Origin of the sequence: Saezia sanguinis (assembly GCF_003991585.1) — a bacterium.
GTDB classification, from domain to species: Bacteria; Pseudomonadota; Gammaproteobacteria; order Burkholderiales; family Burkholderiaceae_C; genus Saezia; species Saezia sanguinis.
Map to the genome: position 1 here is coordinate 70,933 of NZ_PQSP01000004.1, position 17,839 is coordinate 88,771.

Genomic DNA, 17,839 nt, shown 5'->3' on the forward strand with positions numbered 1-17,839 from the left:
GTATTACGTACGGTATGGCGGCGTGATTGGACCCGCACACGAAGCAGCTGGGACTCGCCTGACAATCGGTAAAAAATCGCTTAATTGAATACGGCCTGCAGGTCGAGGGTGGAGCGGTTGTCGATGGCTTCAAAGTGGCTGGCCAGCCATTCCTGTGTGCGTGTGCGGCCTTGCTCGAACAGCATTTCCACCAGGCTGCGGCTGGGTACCAGTTTGGTTTCAAGCGCCAGCGTGGGCAGCAGGTCTTCGGCGTTGATGAGATGGAAGTGCAGTTTTTTGACGCGCCGTTCTATACGACCACTAGGGAAGAATGTGAAGGCGGATTGTTCCCGCAGCAGGGTGAGCATTTGCATTTCGCGCAGGAATGCGGCGTTGAACGCCAGGTCCAGTGAGCGGGTGCGGATGTCTTCGGCGCTTTTGGGTGTTTTGAGGTGTTGCAGCGGGTTGAGCAGCACCAGCAGGATGTCGCGTTCCGGGCAGTTGGTGTACAGCGGAAATACCGCCGGGTTGGCGCTGTAGCCGCCATCCCAATAGAACTCGCCATCGATTTCTACCGCGCGGTGAATGGTGGGCAGGCAGGCGGATGCGAGCAGCGCCTGTGCGCTGAGTTCGTGGTTTTCAAACAGCCGCAGTTTGCCGGTATTGGCGTTGGTGGCTGCAACAAACAGTTGCAGCGGGCAGGCGCGGCGCAGGTGCTCAAAGTCGATCTGGTCTTGCAGGATGTCTCGCAGCGGGTCGGCCGCCATGGGGTTGATCTGCTGTGGCGACATGAAGCGGCTCCATTGCAGCAGCATGTGCGAGCTGGAGTAACCAAATGGCAGTGTGGCCAGCGCGGCCTGCTGTATGATGGCCTGCCAGAAACGTGTCAGTGCCTGACGGGCGCCGTCGTTGCCGCCACTGAGCAGGCCATGAGCCAGTACCACGGCGTTCATGGCGCCGGCACTGGTGCCGCTGATGCCGCTGAATCCCAGCCGGCCGTCTTCCAGCAATGCATCGAGCACGCCCCAGGTGAATGCGCCGTGTGCGCCGCCACCCTGAAGGGCCAGGTTGATTGTTTTGCGGGGGCTGTTGGCTGGTGGCATAGGTGGTTGGCGGCAGTGTCTGTGTTTTAGCCCAGGGCCTTGCCGCATTCAGGGCAGAGCGTTTTGCTGCATGTTTTGCAGATGCTGGCGCTAGGGTGGGAGCAGAGCTGGTTAAATGGCATGGCGGGCTGTCAATGGGTGGAGAAATTGGTGAAAATAATGCATATGATTATAAATGTGATTACAGGTGTTTCTGCGGGCCATTGTGTTTAATTGTTCCGGATTTGGCTGTTTGGTGTGTGTTAACACGCCCGGTTTTAAACCATGACAGCAGTTTGGTTGGTGCGGATGCATTATGGTATGTAACAGATGCAGTGATGTGAACAGAAAGGATCAGGATGTATATTGCAATGAACCGGTTTCAAGTGAAGCGCGGCGATGAGCAGACGTTTGTTGAGATCTGGCGTGCGCGGGACAGTCACCTCAAAGAGGTGCCGGGATTTGTCGACTTTCATTTGCTGCGCGGTCCGCAGACCGATACGTATACGTTGTTTGCTTCGCATACGGTGTGGGCGTCGCAGCAGGCGTTTATCGACTGGACGCATTCGCAGGCGTTCCGCCAGGCCCATGCCAATGCAGGCAAAACGCCACGCGATATTTACCTGGGGCCACCGCAGCTGGAATGTTTTGAGGCGGTACTGTAGTTTCGGGGTTGGATGTTGCGGCAAATTGCCGCAAGTCTTGGGTTGCGTGTGCTGTTTTGCGTGTGTTGTTGGTTGCCGGCTATTGGCTTGTCCTAGCGCTGCGGCATGGGGCAAGCTGAAATGCCCCGGAGGCCTTAAATGCCCCAATGGCAGCAAGGGGATGCATAAGGTTTCATCATAGACCCATGCGCGCGCAATTTCAATCTATACAGGGGCATTGCAGCGCTCTGGCAGAGGCAACAGGGATATTGCCCATGTTTTGAAAATGGGAATGAGGGAGCAGATGGCGGGTTTTGTGTATGCCGGGTGCAAGGATCTGTTGTATTTTCCCATTGACTGGCACTGTAAAGTTGTGATTTAACGCAACCCTGTGCCAGATTAAGTAAGAAAAATGCGAAAACCGGTAATATTACCGCTTATTGCTATTTTTAAACGCCTTGCTTGGCCCATAATAATGAAACAGAACAGGTTTTTTTATAACGACAATATGTAAAGAGAGAGTGCCAGAAAACCCAAAACGGTGCCTAGGTTTATATGCCAGTGGTTTTCTGGTTTGATGGTCAAGGGCGGGCAAAAACCTTGACCATTTTCTTTTCCTGTTTGGTTTTGTTCCAGAAGGAACGCATCCATAATGCTACTCTGTGCCCAATGCAGGCGGGTCGTCCAGGGTAGCCGCTATATAGTGCTATATAGATTCACGTCCCCGTTGCGGCGCGTATTAGATATCATCCGGATGGCAAAAAACGCTGGTGGCAAATGTTGGTGGCTTTTGACTGCTGCCATTGTTGTATTTGCGCTGTTGTTTTGCTTCTTTTCCTTCTTTTTCTCCTGACTCACATGCATGTGAAAGCTGTCCTGTCCTGAAGCTGTTGTGCCGGGCTGATACCGGTTTGTCTGGAATTGGGGTTTTCTGCCTGCTGGCATTTATACTGGACACATTTTTGTACGATCAGGGGATGTCATGAGACTGGTAACGCTGTTTTTATGTGGGGTGCTGGCATTGCTCGCAGGGTGTGATGAGCGCCGTGAAGATTCGGCGGCCGCGTCCAGTGCGATGAGAGAGCGTGCGCAGAGCGCGTTTATGGCCGGTTGCCTTGAGTACGGGGTATATATGGAGCCGGTATGCCAGTGCGGCTTTCAAAAGCTGGAGGAAGCCTATACGCTGCCGGAATTAAGCCGGGTTTTTGCGTTGCCAGCCTCATCGCCTGAGACCCGGAAAATGGAGCAGGATGCGTTGCGCGTGGGTTATGAGTGCGGGCTGGCTTATCCTGAGGTCGCGTTAAAGGGGTTTGAGGATAATTTCATGCGCGAGTGTGTGCAGTATGGCGCGGATTTGAAGCCGATTTGTCAGTGTACGCTGGACCGTATTACGGCGCATTACGATGCGAAGGCGCTGTTGGATGTGAATTACCTGATGGAAACGACTGGCGAAGATGCGCGCGAAGCGCAGGCGTTTATGGACTTTACGGAACAGGCGGCAGAGAGTTGTGCCAGTCGTCTGATGCGCTAGCGTACTGTCTGATGTGCTGCCTGGATGGGCCGGGCGGTTGGGCCCGGGCAGCAATCTCAGCATAACTCAGCAGCATACTACCGCCTACTGTAGCCCTGGCAGCGAGCCAGGGCCTTGCCGGTGCCATCCAGATGCAGAGTCTTATTCGGTAGCGGCCGCAGGCAGGGCCGGTTCTGTGCCGGGGGGTGCCGGTGTTGCTTCTGGCACTGTATTTGGTGCCGCATTTGTCGCGGGTGCCGCAGGTGCGTTCTGCACGGCTTCAGCCGCAGGCGGTGTTGGTGTGGCCGGGGTTTTGGCCGCCGCACGATACCACAGCCAGCCTCCCATGGCAGCAGCACCAATGATGAGCGCCACGATGAATGCTGTGAGCGGTTTGTTGCGTGACGGTTTGGTGGGGTCGCTGTAGCTGCGGGTGGCGTTGTCGGGCAGTTCGGCTTTGCGTGTGAGCTGGGAGCCCAGGAAGTAGTTGATGCTGACACGGCCGTTGACGGCCCAACCGGATGCTTCGAGCAGCGGACCCAGCGTGCGCTGGCGCAGTTTGAACCAGGCTATGATGACTGAAGGCCCGGAGATCAGTAAAAAGATGCCCAGAAAGACCAGCGGGAACTGCCACCACTGCAGTGAAAACAGGGCGCGTGCCAGCGTGGCCAGTGCGGTGCCGATGGCACCCAGTGCCAGCCCGATGGCGGCAAAGATGCCGACGTTTTTGGCAATGTCGAATTTGGGGGCAGCGGTTGTAGCTGCCGTGCCGGTGGTGGCTGCGGCCGGGGTGCTGGTGGCCAGGGTCTGGAGTTTTTGGGTGCCGTTGGCGGCAATTGCATCGTCTTTGCTGCTGGCCCATTTGTTGATTTGGGTTGAGACCATGCGCCCGAAGCGTTTGTAGGGCGACCAGATGGCTTCTTTCAGGCTGATGGGTTTGGCGATGATTTTGATGACGGTGGCATCCCAGTCGTTGCCCTGGTTGTCAATGAAGACGCCGTTGCGGCTTTCCAGCAGCAGGTCGGAGTTGCCAGCCGTCATGGCGGCGGCAATCAGGCGTTTTTCCTGTTTTTCACCATCGGCGGTTTGTGTGGTGCGGGTGCATTCGCAGTACAGCAGATACAGTTCAGTGTAGGCGGCCAGTGTGGCGTGTTTGGCCGCGTCGGCCACAGGCACGCACAGGCGGCAACTGCGGCCGTCGATGAACAGGATGCCGGCCTGGAATGCGGCGGTGCAGTCCATGTCGTAAAAGTCGTGGAAGTTGGTGTAGTTGCGCAGCAGGTGGTACAGGTGCTTGTAGTACAGCACCAGGCGTTCCACGTCGGCAATGTCGGCGGCGGCGGCCGGGGTGGTGCTGTCTTTTTCGGTCAGTTCGATAAAGCGTTCGGCCACGCCGCTGCTAAGCAGCTCGTTGATTTTGTCGGCCCCCAGCTTGTCGATGGTGGATGTGGGCGGGGTGGTGACTTTGGCGCTGACGAGTGCCGGTTTGAGTGCAACGGCCTGCGAATAGGGCGCCAGCGTTTTCTGTATGTTGCGCCATTCGTCAAAGGTCAGGCTTGCGGGCTGTGCCAGCAGGGGGGCGATGAGTTCGGCAAAGCGCTGTACCCGGTCGCGCCATACCGGGTTAATGCCTGAGTGCAGGTCCAGCGGCTGCTGCGGCTGGATTTTGGAGAGCGGGAGTTCAGACAGGGCTTCGGATTCGAGCAGGCCGTTTTGTACCGGCACCAGGAATTTTTCGTCGACATTGAGCACGGCTTGCGCCTGTGGTGCGTAGCCGGCGAGTTCGGTGCGCAGAAAGTAGTCGTTGATTTTGTCTGAGAGTTCGCTCAGCAGGTCCCATGCTTCGGGCGTGTTGGCGCCCAGCGGGGTGGTCGCGCCGTCCAGCGTTTTGCGCCATTGCTGCCAGTTTTGCAGGCTTTGGGTGAATGCATTGGCGATGTCGCTGTTGATGCCAATCTGGCCGCCGGCGTCTTCCACGCCGCCGATGATGTCCAGCGCGTTCTGGATAAAGTCGCAGATATCGGCTTGCAGCGCTGGCAATGGCGGCAGGATGCCGTCGCCGTTGAAGACGTTTTCGCCAGCGTGTGCGGCCGAGCGGGCCACGTCCTGCTGGGTGAGGGTTTGCGCATCGGGTTTGCCGAGATTGTTCAAAATGGCGTGCGCCGTGGCCAGCAGGCGCTGGCCTTCGTCGGTATCGGCCTTGATGCTGGCCAGCGGCAGTTCCTGCGGATCATGAATGATTTCCCCCGGGTCGTTGAGCCGCTGACACAACCATTTGACGGCCTGCACGACTTCAGGGATGCGGATGCGCTCGTCCTTGTCGCTATCAAGCAGTTGCAGCGTGCGTGTATCAAACTCCATGCCCGAAGTCGGGCAGCTCAGCGCGACCCAGAGTTTGGGGTCAAGCTGGTCAAGGTGGCTGATGTCGTCTGCGCTGGCCAGGACCACCTGGTCAAGCCCGCCGATGCGTTGAAAAGTCCACGGATAGGGTGTGTTGGGTGTGTTCATAAGGAGTCGGGTCTGTGTGTGTCGTGATTGTCGTTGTGATAAACAGTTCGTCTGCACCAGCCCCAACCGGGCGGCAGGTGTCCAGCAGCAGCACGTTGTTGCACATGGGGAGAGGTTTAAAGGTGTGCGCAACAGGACGTGTACGGCGTCGGCGGTATCAGGGTCCACGGCTATTTTGTGCCCATCTGTACAGCGAAGTCAAATCAGGGCAGGCATTTTGCCATCGGTGCTTATTTTATCGTTGCCGGCAGCAGGCCGTGGTTGGCAAAGGCCGCAAGGCAGTGATGGGTATCTGGGAAAGGCTGGCGTGCTTTCCCATGTGTTGATTTTTAAAGCCGGGTCTTTTGAGAAAGTACGCTGAAGACAGCACAGCGTAGAGTTGATGCATTTTTGATAAAAGGGCTTCATCACTGATATAAAGCGATGAAGCCCTTGATTGCGATTAACTAACCATGAAAGTAAATGTTTATTCGCATTCCTCGCCGGTATAGGTCATATGTGAAGCAGAGCCAATTTCAGAAAATACTTCGATATTACCTTCATCGGTGACTTCACATTTAGGCATTGTTGGTACGTTAATGACGCAACCGTATGCACAAAAATTTACCACTGCATCTATGCCAAAATATTTGCCATCTATAAAGTCAATGATGATCCCGGTTGGTGGGTATTGAGATTTTGGTTGTGTTACTTAAGTACATAACAGCCAAAGCTTTCCTGATCAATCTGGCCGCCTTTTTTACAGTAGGCAGTTTGGGTGAACCAGATTTCCTGCTGGCCATAGTTGTAAGATGTCTTGCAGTCGATGCTTGTTTCGCCGGCCCAGCGCCAGGAGCCTAAATATTGTGTATGTGAAACCCAATTGATGTTTCTGCAAAAAGAATCACCATCATGGGTTTCGATACCCGTACTGGTAAAAATACCCGAAACTTTGGTCCATTGTGACTCGGCAGATGCTGAAACCGACAGGCACAGACCAAGTGTAGCAAGAGCCAGTACAGTGCCTTTTTTGATGACATTGATCATTTTCATATTTACCTCTCTTTTTTAATAATGAGGCTGTATGATCGCCCGGATAAGGCCGGCTAAGTGAACGATTGAAAGTTGGAAAACTGTGTATAGGCAGGGCTGAGGAGGCAGATACATTGATGCTCGGGAAAGCGTCTGGCGAGATGTATGAAAGAATGTCAGGACAGAACTTGAGATGTTTTTGCTAGGGTTGAGGGCGTTGGCAATGGAGAAAGTTTTTATTGCCAGACGACCCTAAACCCGAATCGAGAGAGGCATGCGCTATACGCTGGCAGCGCATAAAAAAAACCGTGCGGTCAGGCACGGCGAAGTCGCTGTTGGAAGCGGTTCCCATGGTAGAGAGTGCCATTGCGGCTCACAATCAGGTGAAACCCTAGCGCTGTTTTTATTATAAAAATCATTGACTTATAGAAGGTGGTCGGGCGCTGCCTGCGATTGCCTGGGATGCCGGTAATGGCTTTGTCGACACTTGTGGGTCGAGTGGTTTGTCACGGGTGCGAGGAAAAATGGATGCCGCTTTTGTGGTGCGTGGTGAGTGATGTCAGCGGGTGTTTTTGGTGCAGTAATGCGCGCATCATCGCACCTGTGCATGTGGTTTTGTCAGTCCGCCCAGCGGAACTCGGTCGGGCTTATACAATACGTGGCTTTTGAACGGACGGAATCAGTCATGCAGATATCACAACAAATCAAATCCGCATTCACGTTGAAATTTTCTTTGGCGGCCATGCTGCTGGGTACCGCGCTGTGGTGTGCTGCGCCTGCGCAGGCCAGGCCTGCCAATCTGACGGGTTGCGATGCCAAGCGTGCTGCGCTGGAGCAGGAACTGGCCTACGCACGGCAGTATGGCAATACCCACCGCATTCAGGGGCTGGAGCGGGCATTGAGCAATGTGAATACTTACTGTACCGATGAAAGCCTGAAGGCCGAACTGGAGCGGGATGTTGCGCAAAAGGTGCTGGAGGTGCAGGAGCGCGAGGCTGATTTGCGTGAGGCCATTGCCAAAGGTGACCCGGATAAGATTGCCCGCCGCGAAGAGAAGCTGGCTGAAGCACGCTATGAACTGGCTGAAGCAAAACGGCGGCTGGCGGAGCTGAGTGCCTCTGCTGCACAATAAAGTGCAGTGAGCATAGCGGGGAATTGCATTGCAATAAATATCACAGATGGCCGTGCGCAGGGTCTGCGGATAGGGACGCGCACAGCGTATAAGGCCGGATGCGATGCAGGGGTGCAGGCCGCTTGGTCGCACCCGGTACTGCTTACGCCGGGCGGTTTTTCTGGGCCAGCAACCAGATGACGAGCGTTATGGCCGACAGTGCTGAGCCCAGGATGGCCACGCCAGCCCAGCCGTGGTGCTGGTAAGCCAGCGCGGAGATCAGGGTGCCGAAGGTGCCGCCCAGAAAATAGGTGAACATGTAGCCGGCGTTGAGGCGGTTGCGGGCATCGGGCTGGAGCTTGAATATTTCGCTCATGTTGATGATGTGCACGGACTGGGTGGCAATGTTGGAAAACAGGATGCCAACAAGCAGGACAATGACTGAAACAGAGCCAAAGTAGATGATGGCCCATGAAGCTAGCAGCAACAGCAGGCCCAGTGTGGTGATGCGGGCGGACTGGCCTTTGTCTGCCAGGCGTCCGGACAGCGGCGCAATGAGGACGCCGGCGGCACCGGCCAGGCCGAACAGGCCGATGGTCAGGTCGGAGTAGTGGTATTGCCCGCCGAGCAGGAACGCCAGCGGTGTCCACAATACGGAGAATATGGCAAAGGTGAATGCGCCCAGCAGTGAGCGCAGGCGCAGTTGCGGGTAGGTTTTGAACAGGTCGAAGATGGATATGATGAGCCGGGGATAGGCGATTTTGATGCTGGCCGGATAGGGCGGCAGGCGTAGCGCCAGCGCAATGGTGATGCCCAGCATGAGCAGTGCGGCAATGGCGTAGACAAGTCGCCAGCCGCCAATGTAGGAGATGACGCCGGCACAGGTGCGTGCCAGCAGTATGCCCAGCAGCAGGCCGCTCATGACGGTGCCAACGGCTTTGCCTCTGGATGCCGGGTCGGCCAGTGTGGCCGCGTACGGCACCAGTACTTGCGCGACCACAGAAAAGAGGGCGGCCACTGCGGTGCCGATGAGCAGGGCCAGCAGGCCGGGCGCAACGGTGCATACAAGCAGCCCGGCGGTGGAGAGTGTCATCATGATGATGATCATGCGTTTGCGCTCGAAGATGTCACCCAGCGGTACCAGCAGTATCAGCCCCAGTGCGTAGCTTAACTGGGCTACGGTAACGATAAAACTGGCTGCGGTTTCGGAGATATCAAAGTACAGCGCGAGTGTGTGCAGCAGTGGCTGTGCATAGTAGTTGCTGGCTACAGCAATGCCGGTGGTCACGGCCATCAGCATGAGCAGTGCAGGGGTCAGAATAAATTTTTTGATATCCGGTGTGGCAGTCATGGCAAAGCGGTTGTGATACATGGGCAATAGCGCCAACGGGCGCAGAGCCATTATAGGGAGGTGCGCATCGTGGTGGTATGCCTGCCGGGTTTGTCCATGATGACAAGATGCGCTGCGCTGGCAAATACCGTAAAGGTGTTGCTTCAACTAAAAATTAAGGAAAGCGGGGTGCAATGGCGGTCGGCGTTACCATTCCATCCGGTCTACTAGGTCGTGTGGCTGCATTTCCCCTGCCAGTGGTTTAACCGTGACTTTGTAGACTTTGTGGTGTTTGGGGGTGGCAAGGTGTGCCGCGGTTGCCATGGCGACTGCTTTGTGCTCACCCAGCAGGGTGGCGACGGTATAGCGGGTCTGCGTTTGGTGATCAAAGTCTGAAAGGATGACCTGGTAGCGCAATGGGTTCATAACTGTGGCGGTGATTGTCAGGCGTAAGCCAGTCCGTGCTTCTTTTTAAATGGAGGATGTGATTGGGCTAAAGTGATTGTAGCTTTTCTTTTTTGCCGACAGATGTCTGTGCCGGTTCGATCATGCAAAGACATGGACAGGTGTTTGCAGGCCATTGTTGGCGCGCATTGCATATGGCATGGCCGAAAAAATAGCCACACTGGTGTTGAAAGGCACGGTGCGGCTGAATATGTCCAGGAAGGAAGCTTAATGATAGCGGCATGTGCCGGTCATGGCAATCAAGGGAAACCCGGGGTTTTCATTACGGGTAAAGTGGTGTGGGTGTGCAGGTCGGCATCAGATGGCAGCAGGCGCAGAAGAATGGCTTCCCGATGGTGTGCGTGGAACGCTGTGCTGTTAATTTGCTGTCAATTGATTTGCCGGATGCGTTGTCATATGATGGATGTGTTGACGCACGATGAAAGGTAGGTGTCATATGGAGAAAGCTAAAAAAATCCGTATCCTGCCAAACGGTCCCTATGAAGTTTCGGGTGATGTCCCGTTGGTACAGGCTGTGATTGCTATTGATGAAGAGGGGACTTCGCAGTCCTGGGTAGACGGTAAATCGTATGAGCAGCAGACCGACCTGTATTACCTGTGCCGCTGCGGGCATTCAAAGAATAAGCCGTACTGTGATGGCACGCATGAGCGTATCGGGTTTGAAGGGCAGGAGACGGCCGCACACGAAGGGTATATGCAGCGGGCCAGGCGCTATCAGGGGCGTGAGCTGGATCTGCTGGATGATGAGAGCCTGTGTGCTTCGATGCGGTTTTGCGACGGTGCGCCGCGGGCCTGGGTGGCAGCCCTGAAATCGGACCGGGCGAATTACAAGGAGATTGCCATTCGTGAAGCGTGTAACTGCGCAGCCGGGCGGCTGACGGTTGTGGATAAAGAGGGCCGGGTGTATGAGCCGCAGTTGCCGCAGGAGATCAGTCCGGTGGAGGATACGGCGGCCGGGTTTATGGGGCCGCTGTGGGTTAAAGGCGGCATACCGGTGGAAGGTGCCGATGGCCGGACTTATGAGGTGCGCAACCGCATGACGTTGTGCCGTTGTGGCGAGTCGCAGAACAAGCCTTTTTGCGATACCAGACACCTGAGTTGCCCGCACATGCGCGGGCGCGATAAGTAGAAAAGAGGATGTTGGTGGCGCGTTCAACGGTGGCGGTTTTGTGAAAATGGAATGTTCTGTACCGTTTTAGCCGCAATTGAACGCGTTTGCATGATGGGTAATTTTGGGGGATAAAAACACTTTCGGCGGCGTGGAATCAGCGGCTTTGTAACCCATGGCAATGCCTGCTTGTTCAAAAAAGGCCGCCCGCAAAGCGAGGTGGGAACAGGCTGTGCGGGCAGTGGAGGTTGAAGTGCGGCGCTGCATTGCGGCATGGCGCAACAGGAAGGCGCAATGAGTTGCAATGTTTTTACAGCTGCGGTTATAACTTTTCATCTTAACGTGGATTGGAGTCTTTGCCAATAAGGGTGACCCCTGCTTTTTTATTGCCTGGGCCGGGCATAACCTGAAAAACCGTATGCGACAGATGCCGTGGCGCACCTGAGTGTGCCCGGCCTTGATGCGCTGCGGTGAATGATCGTCAAACAAAAGGGAAAAAGGGGAAATGATGAAAAAGTTATTGGGTTTATTTTTTGTAGCGCTGTTCATGTCTGCCTGTGGCACCATGAGCCAGAATTCCACCTTGAGCGGTGAGGTGTATTACAACGACCGCTCGGCATTGCCGATGGGCGCCACGCTGACGGTGACGCTGATGGACGAGTCGGATAACCGCGATGTGTCTACCGCCTTGTCTCATGCGAGCTATGAAATCAAACACCAGGTTCCGCTGCCGTTTGTGTTGTCATATGACAGTACCAAGCTGCGTGCAGGCAATACCTATGTGCTGGATGCCAAGATCGAGTACCAGGGCAAGCTGCTGTATGCAACGCGTGAGCGGGCCAAGGTAAACCTGGATGGCGGCAGTAAAACGGGTATCCGGGTTGAGGTGGTCAAGGTCTATTAAGGCGGGTAGCAATGATGCCCTGCCGGGAATTCGGCTTCGCTTATCATGTGCATCACAACAGTATGATTTCGGATGAAAGGATTGCACCATGGGTTTTTTGGCATGGATTGTTTTTGGCCTGATTGCAGGCGTGGTGGCTAAATGGCTGACCCCCGGGCCAGCGCCTGGCGGGTTTATTGTGACGGTTGTGCTGGGCATTGTTGGCGCGGCTGTCGGCGGGTTTATCGGTACAACGCTGGGGTTTGGCAGTGTGTCCGGGTTTGACCTGCGTAGCATGCTGATTGCCATTGTGGGCGCGATTGTGGTGCTGGTGATTTATGGTGCCGTTACGCGTAAGAAATAGCACGTCCAAAGGAATTTAAAAGAGGACGTGTTGGCTCGCCCATTTGAACCCGTATTTGTGGACGCTGGTTTGGGTGCATGGTTCGGGTTCTGATGGCGGGCATATGCGGTGGTATTTATCACGGGCATCAAAAAGCCAGTGCTGGCAAGGCACTGGCTGCTGGGGTGTTGGTCAACCTGTTGGTTGGCTTCCCTCGGGCTGTTGATATTACTGCTGCGCTGCGGCTGCCGGTACGCGACAGAAGCGGCCTTTGTCTGATGCAACGGCTTCGCCTTCTTTGATGGTGGACAAGGTGCCTTCGTTCATGCCTTTGCCCCACCATTGCCAGCCGCCGCCCACGTAGCGTGCGCCGCTGGCAGAGATGGCGTGTTTGAGCAGGGCAACATCGTCATTTTGTATGACGATGGCGTGGAAATGGTCGGGGTAGGCCACCTGAATGCTTTGCCCGTCTTCACAGGTATAGGTGATGGGTGTGACGGCAAAAGCCGCCGCAGGGGCTGCAATGCTGGCAGCAACGATGAGTTTGCTGAGTGATTTCATGGGTGTGTTCCTTATTTCTTTAGCCATGGTTTTGAAGTGGTTGCCTGTGGTGTATGTGACCGCAGGGCATGTGCCTGGCAATTGAAGATGATGCCATGGGTCTATTATGCGCAATAGGCGGTATTGCGGTAGGGGTATGCGATGAAAAAGATGCTGGCAGTGTTGTTTTGTTTGTGCTTGGGGTGTTTATGTCATGCGCAGGAGGTGCTGGCCTACACGCTGAATGCAGCGGCCACTGCGGCAGCGCCGTGGGAGGTGGGCGGCGTGGTGGCGCATGGTGTGGTGTATGAGGTGAGTGATATTGACCAGAGCAAAGACCTGAGCCAGCCGGATTTTGTGGCACAGGGCGTTTATCGCAAGTTTCTGGGCGTGACGGACCAGGGGCTCTATGTGGCGCAGGAGTTTTTTGATGAGGGCGATGTGAAGTTTACCGACCCGTATCAACTGGTGGATGCAGCGTATGTGACCGAGGCGGATTTTTCTGCCAACATGACCTCCAAAGGCGGCGTGTCGGGGCGTTATGTGGAGTGGTATCTGAACGCAGAGAAACGGTATGAGGCTCAGTACGATAGCGGTGTGTTGCAGGGGGAGGAAAAAAACTGGTACAGCAATGGACAGTTGGAAGGTAGAAGAATGTTTGTGGATGGTACTCTTGCAGGTGAATCGGTACACTGGTATCCCAACGGCAACGTGATGTCGCGCTTTGAATATGAAAAAGGCCGGCTGACTGGTCCGGCAACCCAGTGGTATGAAAATGGGGTAAAGCAGGAAGAGCGCATGTATGCCAATGACTGCGAGAGCGGAGTGCACACCGGATGGCACCGCAACGGGCAGAAGGCTTTTGAGCGCTGGCAGGTCAGGTGTGTTTCAGGACAGGTGAGGGATCCGGTGCCTTATGGCCTGTGGCGCTGGTGGGATGAGCAGGGCAACCTGGTCAAAGAGGTAGATCACGGCCCAATGCCGCCGCACTTGGTGCAGCACCCTTAGTGTCTTTGCCATAAGGCCGTGTGGTACCAGGTGGTTGCGCCCGCGTATTCTATCCGGGTGCCGTTTATGTAGTGCATGGGCCGGATCGGCTGGATTCGCACGGGTGTTTCAACGGTTTTGGATCATGAATGCAGAGGGCTTGAGTGTATTGGCGGCCCTGCATGGTGCGTATACAGAAAAGCAGGGTTCTGTGCCACAGGTTGACGCTGCCGAGCTGAAAATGAAATAATGAGCAGCTGAATGAATTGAAAAGGAGCACAAAGATGTTGCGTTGGACGGGTGTTGTATTGGTTTCGCTGGCGCTGACGGCATGCATGATGCCGCAGCCTACATCCGCAGTCAGGAACCAGGCGGCTGAGCCCTTGGTGTGCGAAGGCGAACAGCAGTGCGCAGTGTACTGGCAGCGTGCATATGATTGGATGGTGCTTAACACGGTGTGGAAGGTGGAGGATGTTACAGACAACACCATGCGCACGGTGATGCCGATGGATGGCTCGGATGAGCGCGGGTTTGAAGTGCGCCGCGTGCCCGCTGGCGAAGGGCGTGAAGAGCTGGTGCTGCGCACGCATTGCGACGGTTATGCATGGGTGTGCAATACGTCAGATACGGCCGCGATTGCATCGTTCAAACAGTATGTGCGGGCGGTGGACTGAAGGCGCTTATATACAGAAACATACAGAAGATAAAAAACCACCTGCGGGTGGTTTTTTGTTTGCATGTGATTGGGGTATCAAATGAAGAGAATCAGTATAGCGCATACGCGTATCCCTCAATGGGGGCATGGGGTAGAAGGCGCAGGTTGACACTGGCAGATGCCCGCGGGGCATAATGAGGCGTATTGCCGGTGCGGCAGCGTCTGCACGGCATGACAATGCTCTGTTGGAGGTATAAGAAATGAAATTTTTGCTGATTAATGGTGCAGCCCAGTTTGCACATTCGGGTGGGCGGCTTAATGATACGCTGCACGCCCGGGCCGTGCAGGTGCTCAAGGGATTCGGGCATACGGTGGACGAAACGGTGATAGCCAAAGGCTACGACAATGCGCAGGAGGTGCAGAAGTATTTGCAGGCTGATGTGGTGGTTTACCAGATGGCGGGCTGGTGGATGGGCCTGCCATGGCCGGTGAAGAAGTACATTGACGACGTGTTTACGGCCGGGCATGGCAGCCTGTACCGCAATGACGGGCGCTCACGTACCAACCCGAGCCAGAACTATGGTACCGGTGGAATGCTGGAGAATAAACGCTACATGCTTTCGGTGACATGGAATGCGCCGCTGGAGGCGTTTAACGAGTTTGGCAATTTCTTTGATGGCCGTGGCGTGGAGGGTGTGTATTACACATTCCATAAGGCGCAGCAGTTCATCGGGCTGAAGGCACTGCCGACATTTATCGCCAACGATGTGGAAAAAGCACCGGATGTGCCTGCAACGCTGGTGGCTTATGAAGCGCATTTGAAAAATCTGTTTGCGGTGTGACCTGGATTCTACAGGCTTGACGTGACAGTGTTAAAAATCCCGCTTGAAGCGGGATTTGCTTTTGAGGCGGTGCAAGAGTGCTGGTGGCTTGCAGAGTGCATGCAGCGCAACCTGGCCTAGCTTTTGTCGTGTTCTGGCCAGTACAGATAAGTAAGGGGCAGCGTGCAGTAATTGAGTTGGGTGTGCGCTGGCAGTGCCTTGAGCGGAAAACAGCCCAGACCGGCGTCAGGAAAAAGCCTCAGGCCCAGGCAGCTTGGCGCCCTGAGGCGCCACGGCAGTTTGTGGAGATGCATTTCCCAGCGTGGAATTTCTGGATGGGCGCGGGTGAGTGCATCGATGGCCGGTATGGCGCCATGAATGAAAGGCCCGATCAGCCAGAACTGTTGTGCCTGTATCAGGATATGAAATTCGTCAACAGCGTCGCAGAAATCAGGGACAAACTGGCTCAGCAGGCAGGTGTTCAACTGGAGAATGGAGGACGGGCTGACGCTGGCAGCACCTTTGCGGTGTGTGATGTGAAGCTCGCCATTGACATAGGCCACATGCTCTTTGGTCACGCCGGAAGTCCTTTTGGAGAATAAAGAAGGGGTCTGCCTGTAGCGGTATTATGACAAGGAAACTGTATTTTATAAACTGCCCATTTGCCCGTTGGCAGTGGTGTAGCAGTGGTGTAGCAGTGGTGTAGCAGTGGTGTAGCAGTGGTGTAGCAGTGGTGTAGCAGTGGTGTGGTTTGGGGCAGAGAGGGGCAGGCACTTTTCACGGTGTTTCAGCACGCAGGGTCTTCTCGCTGAGGATGCCCATCAGAAAGCCGTCCAGATTGACTTTGGCAACCCACTCGTATTGTTTGTAAGTGGTACTGTCGCTGGCAAAAAATGTGGTGGTGACGATCAGGTAATCATCATGGTCGACAAAGTCGGTGTGGTCATGACGGTAGGAGCCGGGAGCGAAATTTCTGTTTCTTTGAATGTAGTTTTCCAGCTTGAGGTGCGCGCCGCTTTCGGGGTCAAACTGGGTAGCAATCAGTTGCTCGCGCTGTGCTGCAACCTGCTCAGGACTGGTGGCTGTTGCGGCAGGCTGTGATGTTGCAGCAGGTGGCGTATGAGGGCGGTTGTTTACGGAGGACGTTTCTTCGGGAGAGAAGGTATTGCGCCTTTCCCATTCAGCCTGTCTGTTGGCGGCCCCCTGTTCGCTGGCCTGTGCAGCCTGGGTTTGCGCATGCGCCAGTCTTTGGTCGCGTTCTTCCTGGTATGAGAAATAAAGAGAGAAACCCTTCCCTGCAATGAAAACAATGCCGAAAAAACACAGTATTCCCAACAGCGTTCCCATGCGACGCTCTTTAGAATATTTGTGTGTAGTGAAGGGGCTGATATCGACCTCGGCACTTTTTTTGATAAAGCGTGAAACGATGTGTGCACATAGCATCGGAAGCACACCTGCAAAAAAAATGATACCACCGATGAACAGAAATACTTTGAGTGGGGTGGCGCTGTCCATGGGCTTGTTTTTGATGTTATAAATGGTCTGGTGGTATGCGGGTCATGTCGGGCCATGTCATCATGGCTGGTTTGATTTTAGCGGGTTTATGGTGCGTGGGTGATGTGGTAGCAATAAAAAAGCCCGCGACTTTGAATGCGCGGGCCTAATTGAAACTGGTGATGTAATTTATTTTTGTATGGGCTAATACCCGGCTCTTAGTTGAACGCTTGATCCGTCAGGAGAGACTTCTGCGCTCACATGATCTCCAATGAGGTAACCGCCGTTTGGTAATTGTTTGCTTTCAAAAATAATTCCCCAGCAGTTACACTCTTCATCAAACATAACAATGGTATCCCCAATCCATTCGATATCCCCCCCTTCGTTGAGAAGTTCTTGCTTAGCGATTTCGATAGCTTGCTCCTGCGTAATTGTCGATTGTGCGTAAGACCATGCAGAAAATAAAGAACTGATAAATAATAGCAACGAGATACTCCAAAATTTTTTCATAATTATTTCTCCTGATGTTAATTTTAATTTAGCTCAAAGATAGATTCATTATTTTAATATGCCTTGTTCATACCAACGCCTTATCCGCTCTGCATGCGATATTTCACCATTAATGGCTGTTTTGCAAGCAATATTCCATATTGCACATTCCTCCTTTGCATTCTGTAAACATTGAGCCTGTAGTGCATAGGCAGTGATTTCAGCGTTACGGCGTTCTTCACGGTTTTCAATGGCACCCCACCCTTCGTCACATGTTACTCTGGGATCATTTGCGTGAAATGTTTCGTGTAGTGTTAAGCATTTATATGCTATTGCTTCTGCATCATCGCTCCAATAATCCTCTGTCATGTACATACATGGTTTCACTTCTTTGCCGTTGCATGCGACAGCTCCTCGGGCAGGTCTTCCGAAATGGTCTGTTGGAGGATTTGTCGGGCATGTTAATGTAGAAGGCGTCGCGTCCTTGTACTGATAACAGCCAAAAAGTTCGCGGTCAATTAAGCCGCCTTCTTTGCAATAGATAGTATGGGTGGCCCAGATTTCCTGCTTACCATAATTGTAGGATGTCAGACAGTCGATACTTGTTTCAGTGTTACTGGTCCAGCGCCAAGGGCCTATGTAGTGCGTATGTGAAACCCAGTTGATGCTTCCGCAAAAGGAGTCACCATCATGGGTTTCAATGCCTGAACTATTAAAAAGACCTGAAATTTTAGTCCATTGTGATTCAGCAGATGCTGAAACCGACAGGCACAGACCAAGTGTGGCAAGAGCCAGCACAGTGCCTTTTTTAATGACATTGATCATTTTCATATTCCCCTCACTTTTTTAAATGTGTGGTTGTATGATCGGCTGGATAAG

The 17,839-nt window shown here is 54.2% G+C and carries 21 protein-coding genes; 10 read left to right on the forward strand and 11 right to left on the reverse strand.

Annotation, left to right across the window (positions count from 1 at the left end; genetic code table 11):
* Positions 1-80 precede the first annotated feature (80 nt).
* Positions 81-1,082 (reverse strand): patatin-like phospholipase family protein, encoded by a 1,002-nt coding sequence (locus CUZ56_RS08615; protein WP_126979989.1) that lies wholly within the window; start codon positions 1,080-1,082, stop codon positions 81-83.
* A gap of 134 nt (positions 1,083-1,216) precedes the next feature.
* Between CUZ56_RS08615 and CUZ56_RS16005 the strand changes: the two genes are divergently transcribed.
* From CUZ56_RS16005 to CUZ56_RS08630, 3 genes are all read left to right on the forward strand, one after another.
* Complete coding sequence (locus CUZ56_RS16005) at positions 1,217-1,405, forward strand: hypothetical protein (RefSeq protein ID WP_148113752.1); 189 nt, start codon at positions 1,217-1,219, stop codon at positions 1,403-1,405.
* Between the two features lie 15 nt (positions 1,406-1,420).
* The gene (locus CUZ56_RS08625) at positions 1,421-1,726 is read left to right on the forward strand and encodes an antibiotic biosynthesis monooxygenase family protein (protein WP_126979991.1); all 306 of its coding nucleotides are present in this window, start codon (positions 1,421-1,423) and stop codon (positions 1,724-1,726) included.
* A 961-nt stretch (positions 1,727-2,687) separates the two neighbouring features.
* A complete protein-coding gene (locus CUZ56_RS08630; protein WP_126979992.1) occupies positions 2,688-3,236 on the forward strand; it encodes a hypothetical protein in 549 nt (182 codons plus the stop codon).
* Positions 3,237-3,377: 141 nt separating this feature from the next.
* Here CUZ56_RS08630 and CUZ56_RS08635 read toward each other — a convergent pair whose 3' ends face one another.
* Together CUZ56_RS08635 and CUZ56_RS08640 are read right to left on the reverse strand one after the other, a co-directional pair.
* On the reverse strand, positions 3,378-5,723 hold the full coding sequence (locus CUZ56_RS08635) for a hypothetical protein (RefSeq protein WP_126979993.1): 2,346 nt from the start codon (positions 5,721-5,723) through the stop codon (positions 3,378-3,380).
* 687 nt (positions 5,724-6,410) lie between these two features.
* Positions 6,411-6,755 carry a hypothetical protein gene (locus tag CUZ56_RS08640; protein ID WP_126979994.1) on the reverse strand — a complete coding sequence of 115 codons (345 nt, stop codon included), beginning with the start codon at positions 6,753-6,755 and terminating at the stop codon, positions 6,411-6,413.
* A 664-nt stretch (positions 6,756-7,419) separates the two neighbouring features.
* Between CUZ56_RS08640 and CUZ56_RS08645 the strand changes: the two genes are divergently transcribed.
* Positions 7,420-7,866, forward strand: a complete 447-nt coding sequence (locus CUZ56_RS08645; protein WP_126979995.1) for a DUF1090 domain-containing protein — start codon at positions 7,420-7,422, stop codon at positions 7,864-7,866.
* Positions 7,867-8,008: 142 nt separating this feature from the next.
* Here the strand turns inward: CUZ56_RS08645 and CUZ56_RS08650 are convergent, their stop codons facing one another.
* Positions 8,009-9,217: an MFS transporter gene (locus tag CUZ56_RS08650; RefSeq protein ID WP_239442331.1), complete on the reverse strand. Its 1,209-nt coding sequence runs from the start codon at positions 9,215-9,217 to the stop codon at positions 8,009-8,011.
* A 165-nt stretch (positions 9,218-9,382) separates the two neighbouring features.
* Positions 9,383-9,601 carry a hypothetical protein gene (locus CUZ56_RS08655; RefSeq protein ID WP_126979996.1) on the reverse strand — a complete coding sequence of 73 codons (219 nt, stop codon included), beginning with the start codon at positions 9,599-9,601 and terminating at the stop codon, positions 9,383-9,385.
* 475 nt (positions 9,602-10,076) lie between these two features.
* Between CUZ56_RS08655 and CUZ56_RS08660 the strand changes: the two genes are divergently transcribed.
* On the forward strand, positions 10,077-10,769 hold the full coding sequence (locus CUZ56_RS08660; protein ID WP_126979997.1) for a CDGSH iron-sulfur domain-containing protein: 693 nt from the start codon (positions 10,077-10,079) through the stop codon (positions 10,767-10,769).
* 66 nt (positions 10,770-10,835) lie between these two features.
* On the opposite strand, the gene CUZ56_RS08665 is transcribed toward CUZ56_RS08660, so the two are convergent.
* Positions 10,836-11,297 (reverse strand): hypothetical protein, encoded by a 462-nt coding sequence (locus CUZ56_RS08665; protein WP_126979998.1) that lies wholly within the window; start codon positions 11,295-11,297, stop codon positions 10,836-10,838.
* Between the two features lie 16 nt (positions 11,298-11,313).
* On the opposite strand from CUZ56_RS08665, the gene CUZ56_RS08670 reads away from it, so the two are divergent.
* Together CUZ56_RS08670 and CUZ56_RS08675 are read left to right on the forward strand one after the other, a co-directional pair.
* On the forward strand, positions 11,314-11,652 hold the full coding sequence (locus CUZ56_RS08670) for a YbaY family lipoprotein (RefSeq protein ID WP_162615291.1): 339 nt from the start codon (positions 11,314-11,316) through the stop codon (positions 11,650-11,652).
* A gap of 88 nt (positions 11,653-11,740) precedes the next feature.
* Positions 11,741-11,995: a GlsB/YeaQ/YmgE family stress response membrane protein gene (locus tag CUZ56_RS08675; RefSeq protein ID WP_126980000.1), complete on the forward strand. Its 255-nt coding sequence runs from the start codon at positions 11,741-11,743 to the stop codon at positions 11,993-11,995.
* A 207-nt stretch (positions 11,996-12,202) separates the two neighbouring features.
* On the opposite strand, the gene CUZ56_RS08680 is transcribed toward CUZ56_RS08675, so the two are convergent.
* Positions 12,203-12,535 carry an MliC family protein gene (locus tag CUZ56_RS08680; protein ID WP_126980001.1) on the reverse strand — a complete coding sequence of 111 codons (333 nt, stop codon included), beginning with the start codon at positions 12,533-12,535 and terminating at the stop codon, positions 12,203-12,205.
* A gap of 141 nt (positions 12,536-12,676) precedes the next feature.
* Here CUZ56_RS08680 and CUZ56_RS08685 point away from each other — a divergent pair, with 141 nt between their 5' ends.
* From CUZ56_RS08685 to CUZ56_RS08695, 3 genes are all read left to right on the forward strand, one after another.
* Complete coding sequence (locus tag CUZ56_RS08685) at positions 12,677-13,522, forward strand: toxin-antitoxin system YwqK family antitoxin (protein ID WP_126980002.1); 846 nt, start codon at positions 12,677-12,679, stop codon at positions 13,520-13,522.
* Between the two features lie 263 nt (positions 13,523-13,785).
* Positions 13,786-14,175 (forward strand): hypothetical protein, encoded by a 390-nt coding sequence (locus CUZ56_RS08690; protein WP_126980003.1) that lies wholly within the window; start codon positions 13,786-13,788, stop codon positions 14,173-14,175.
* 241 nt (positions 14,176-14,416) lie between these two features.
* A complete protein-coding gene (locus tag CUZ56_RS08695; RefSeq protein WP_126980004.1) occupies positions 14,417-14,998 on the forward strand; it encodes an NAD(P)H-dependent oxidoreductase in 582 nt (193 codons plus the stop codon).
* Positions 14,999-15,114: 116 nt separating this feature from the next.
* Here CUZ56_RS08695 and CUZ56_RS08700 read toward each other — a convergent pair whose 3' ends face one another.
* From CUZ56_RS08700 to CUZ56_RS08715, 4 genes are all read right to left on the reverse strand, one after another.
* Complete coding sequence (locus CUZ56_RS08700; protein WP_126980005.1) at positions 15,115-15,555, reverse strand: hypothetical protein; 441 nt, start codon at positions 15,553-15,555, stop codon at positions 15,115-15,117.
* Between the two features lie 199 nt (positions 15,556-15,754).
* Positions 15,755-16,324 (reverse strand): hypothetical protein, encoded by a 570-nt coding sequence (locus CUZ56_RS08705; RefSeq protein ID WP_126980006.1) that lies wholly within the window; start codon positions 16,322-16,324, stop codon positions 15,755-15,757.
* A 351-nt stretch (positions 16,325-16,675) separates the two neighbouring features.
* On the reverse strand, positions 16,676-16,981 hold the full coding sequence (locus CUZ56_RS08710; RefSeq protein WP_126980007.1) for a hypothetical protein: 306 nt from the start codon (positions 16,979-16,981) through the stop codon (positions 16,676-16,678).
* A gap of 48 nt (positions 16,982-17,029) precedes the next feature.
* The gene (locus tag CUZ56_RS08715) at positions 17,030-17,791 is read right to left on the reverse strand and encodes a hypothetical protein (RefSeq protein ID WP_126980008.1); all 762 of its coding nucleotides are present in this window, start codon (positions 17,789-17,791) and stop codon (positions 17,030-17,032) included.
* Positions 17,792-17,839: the final 48 nt, after the last annotated feature.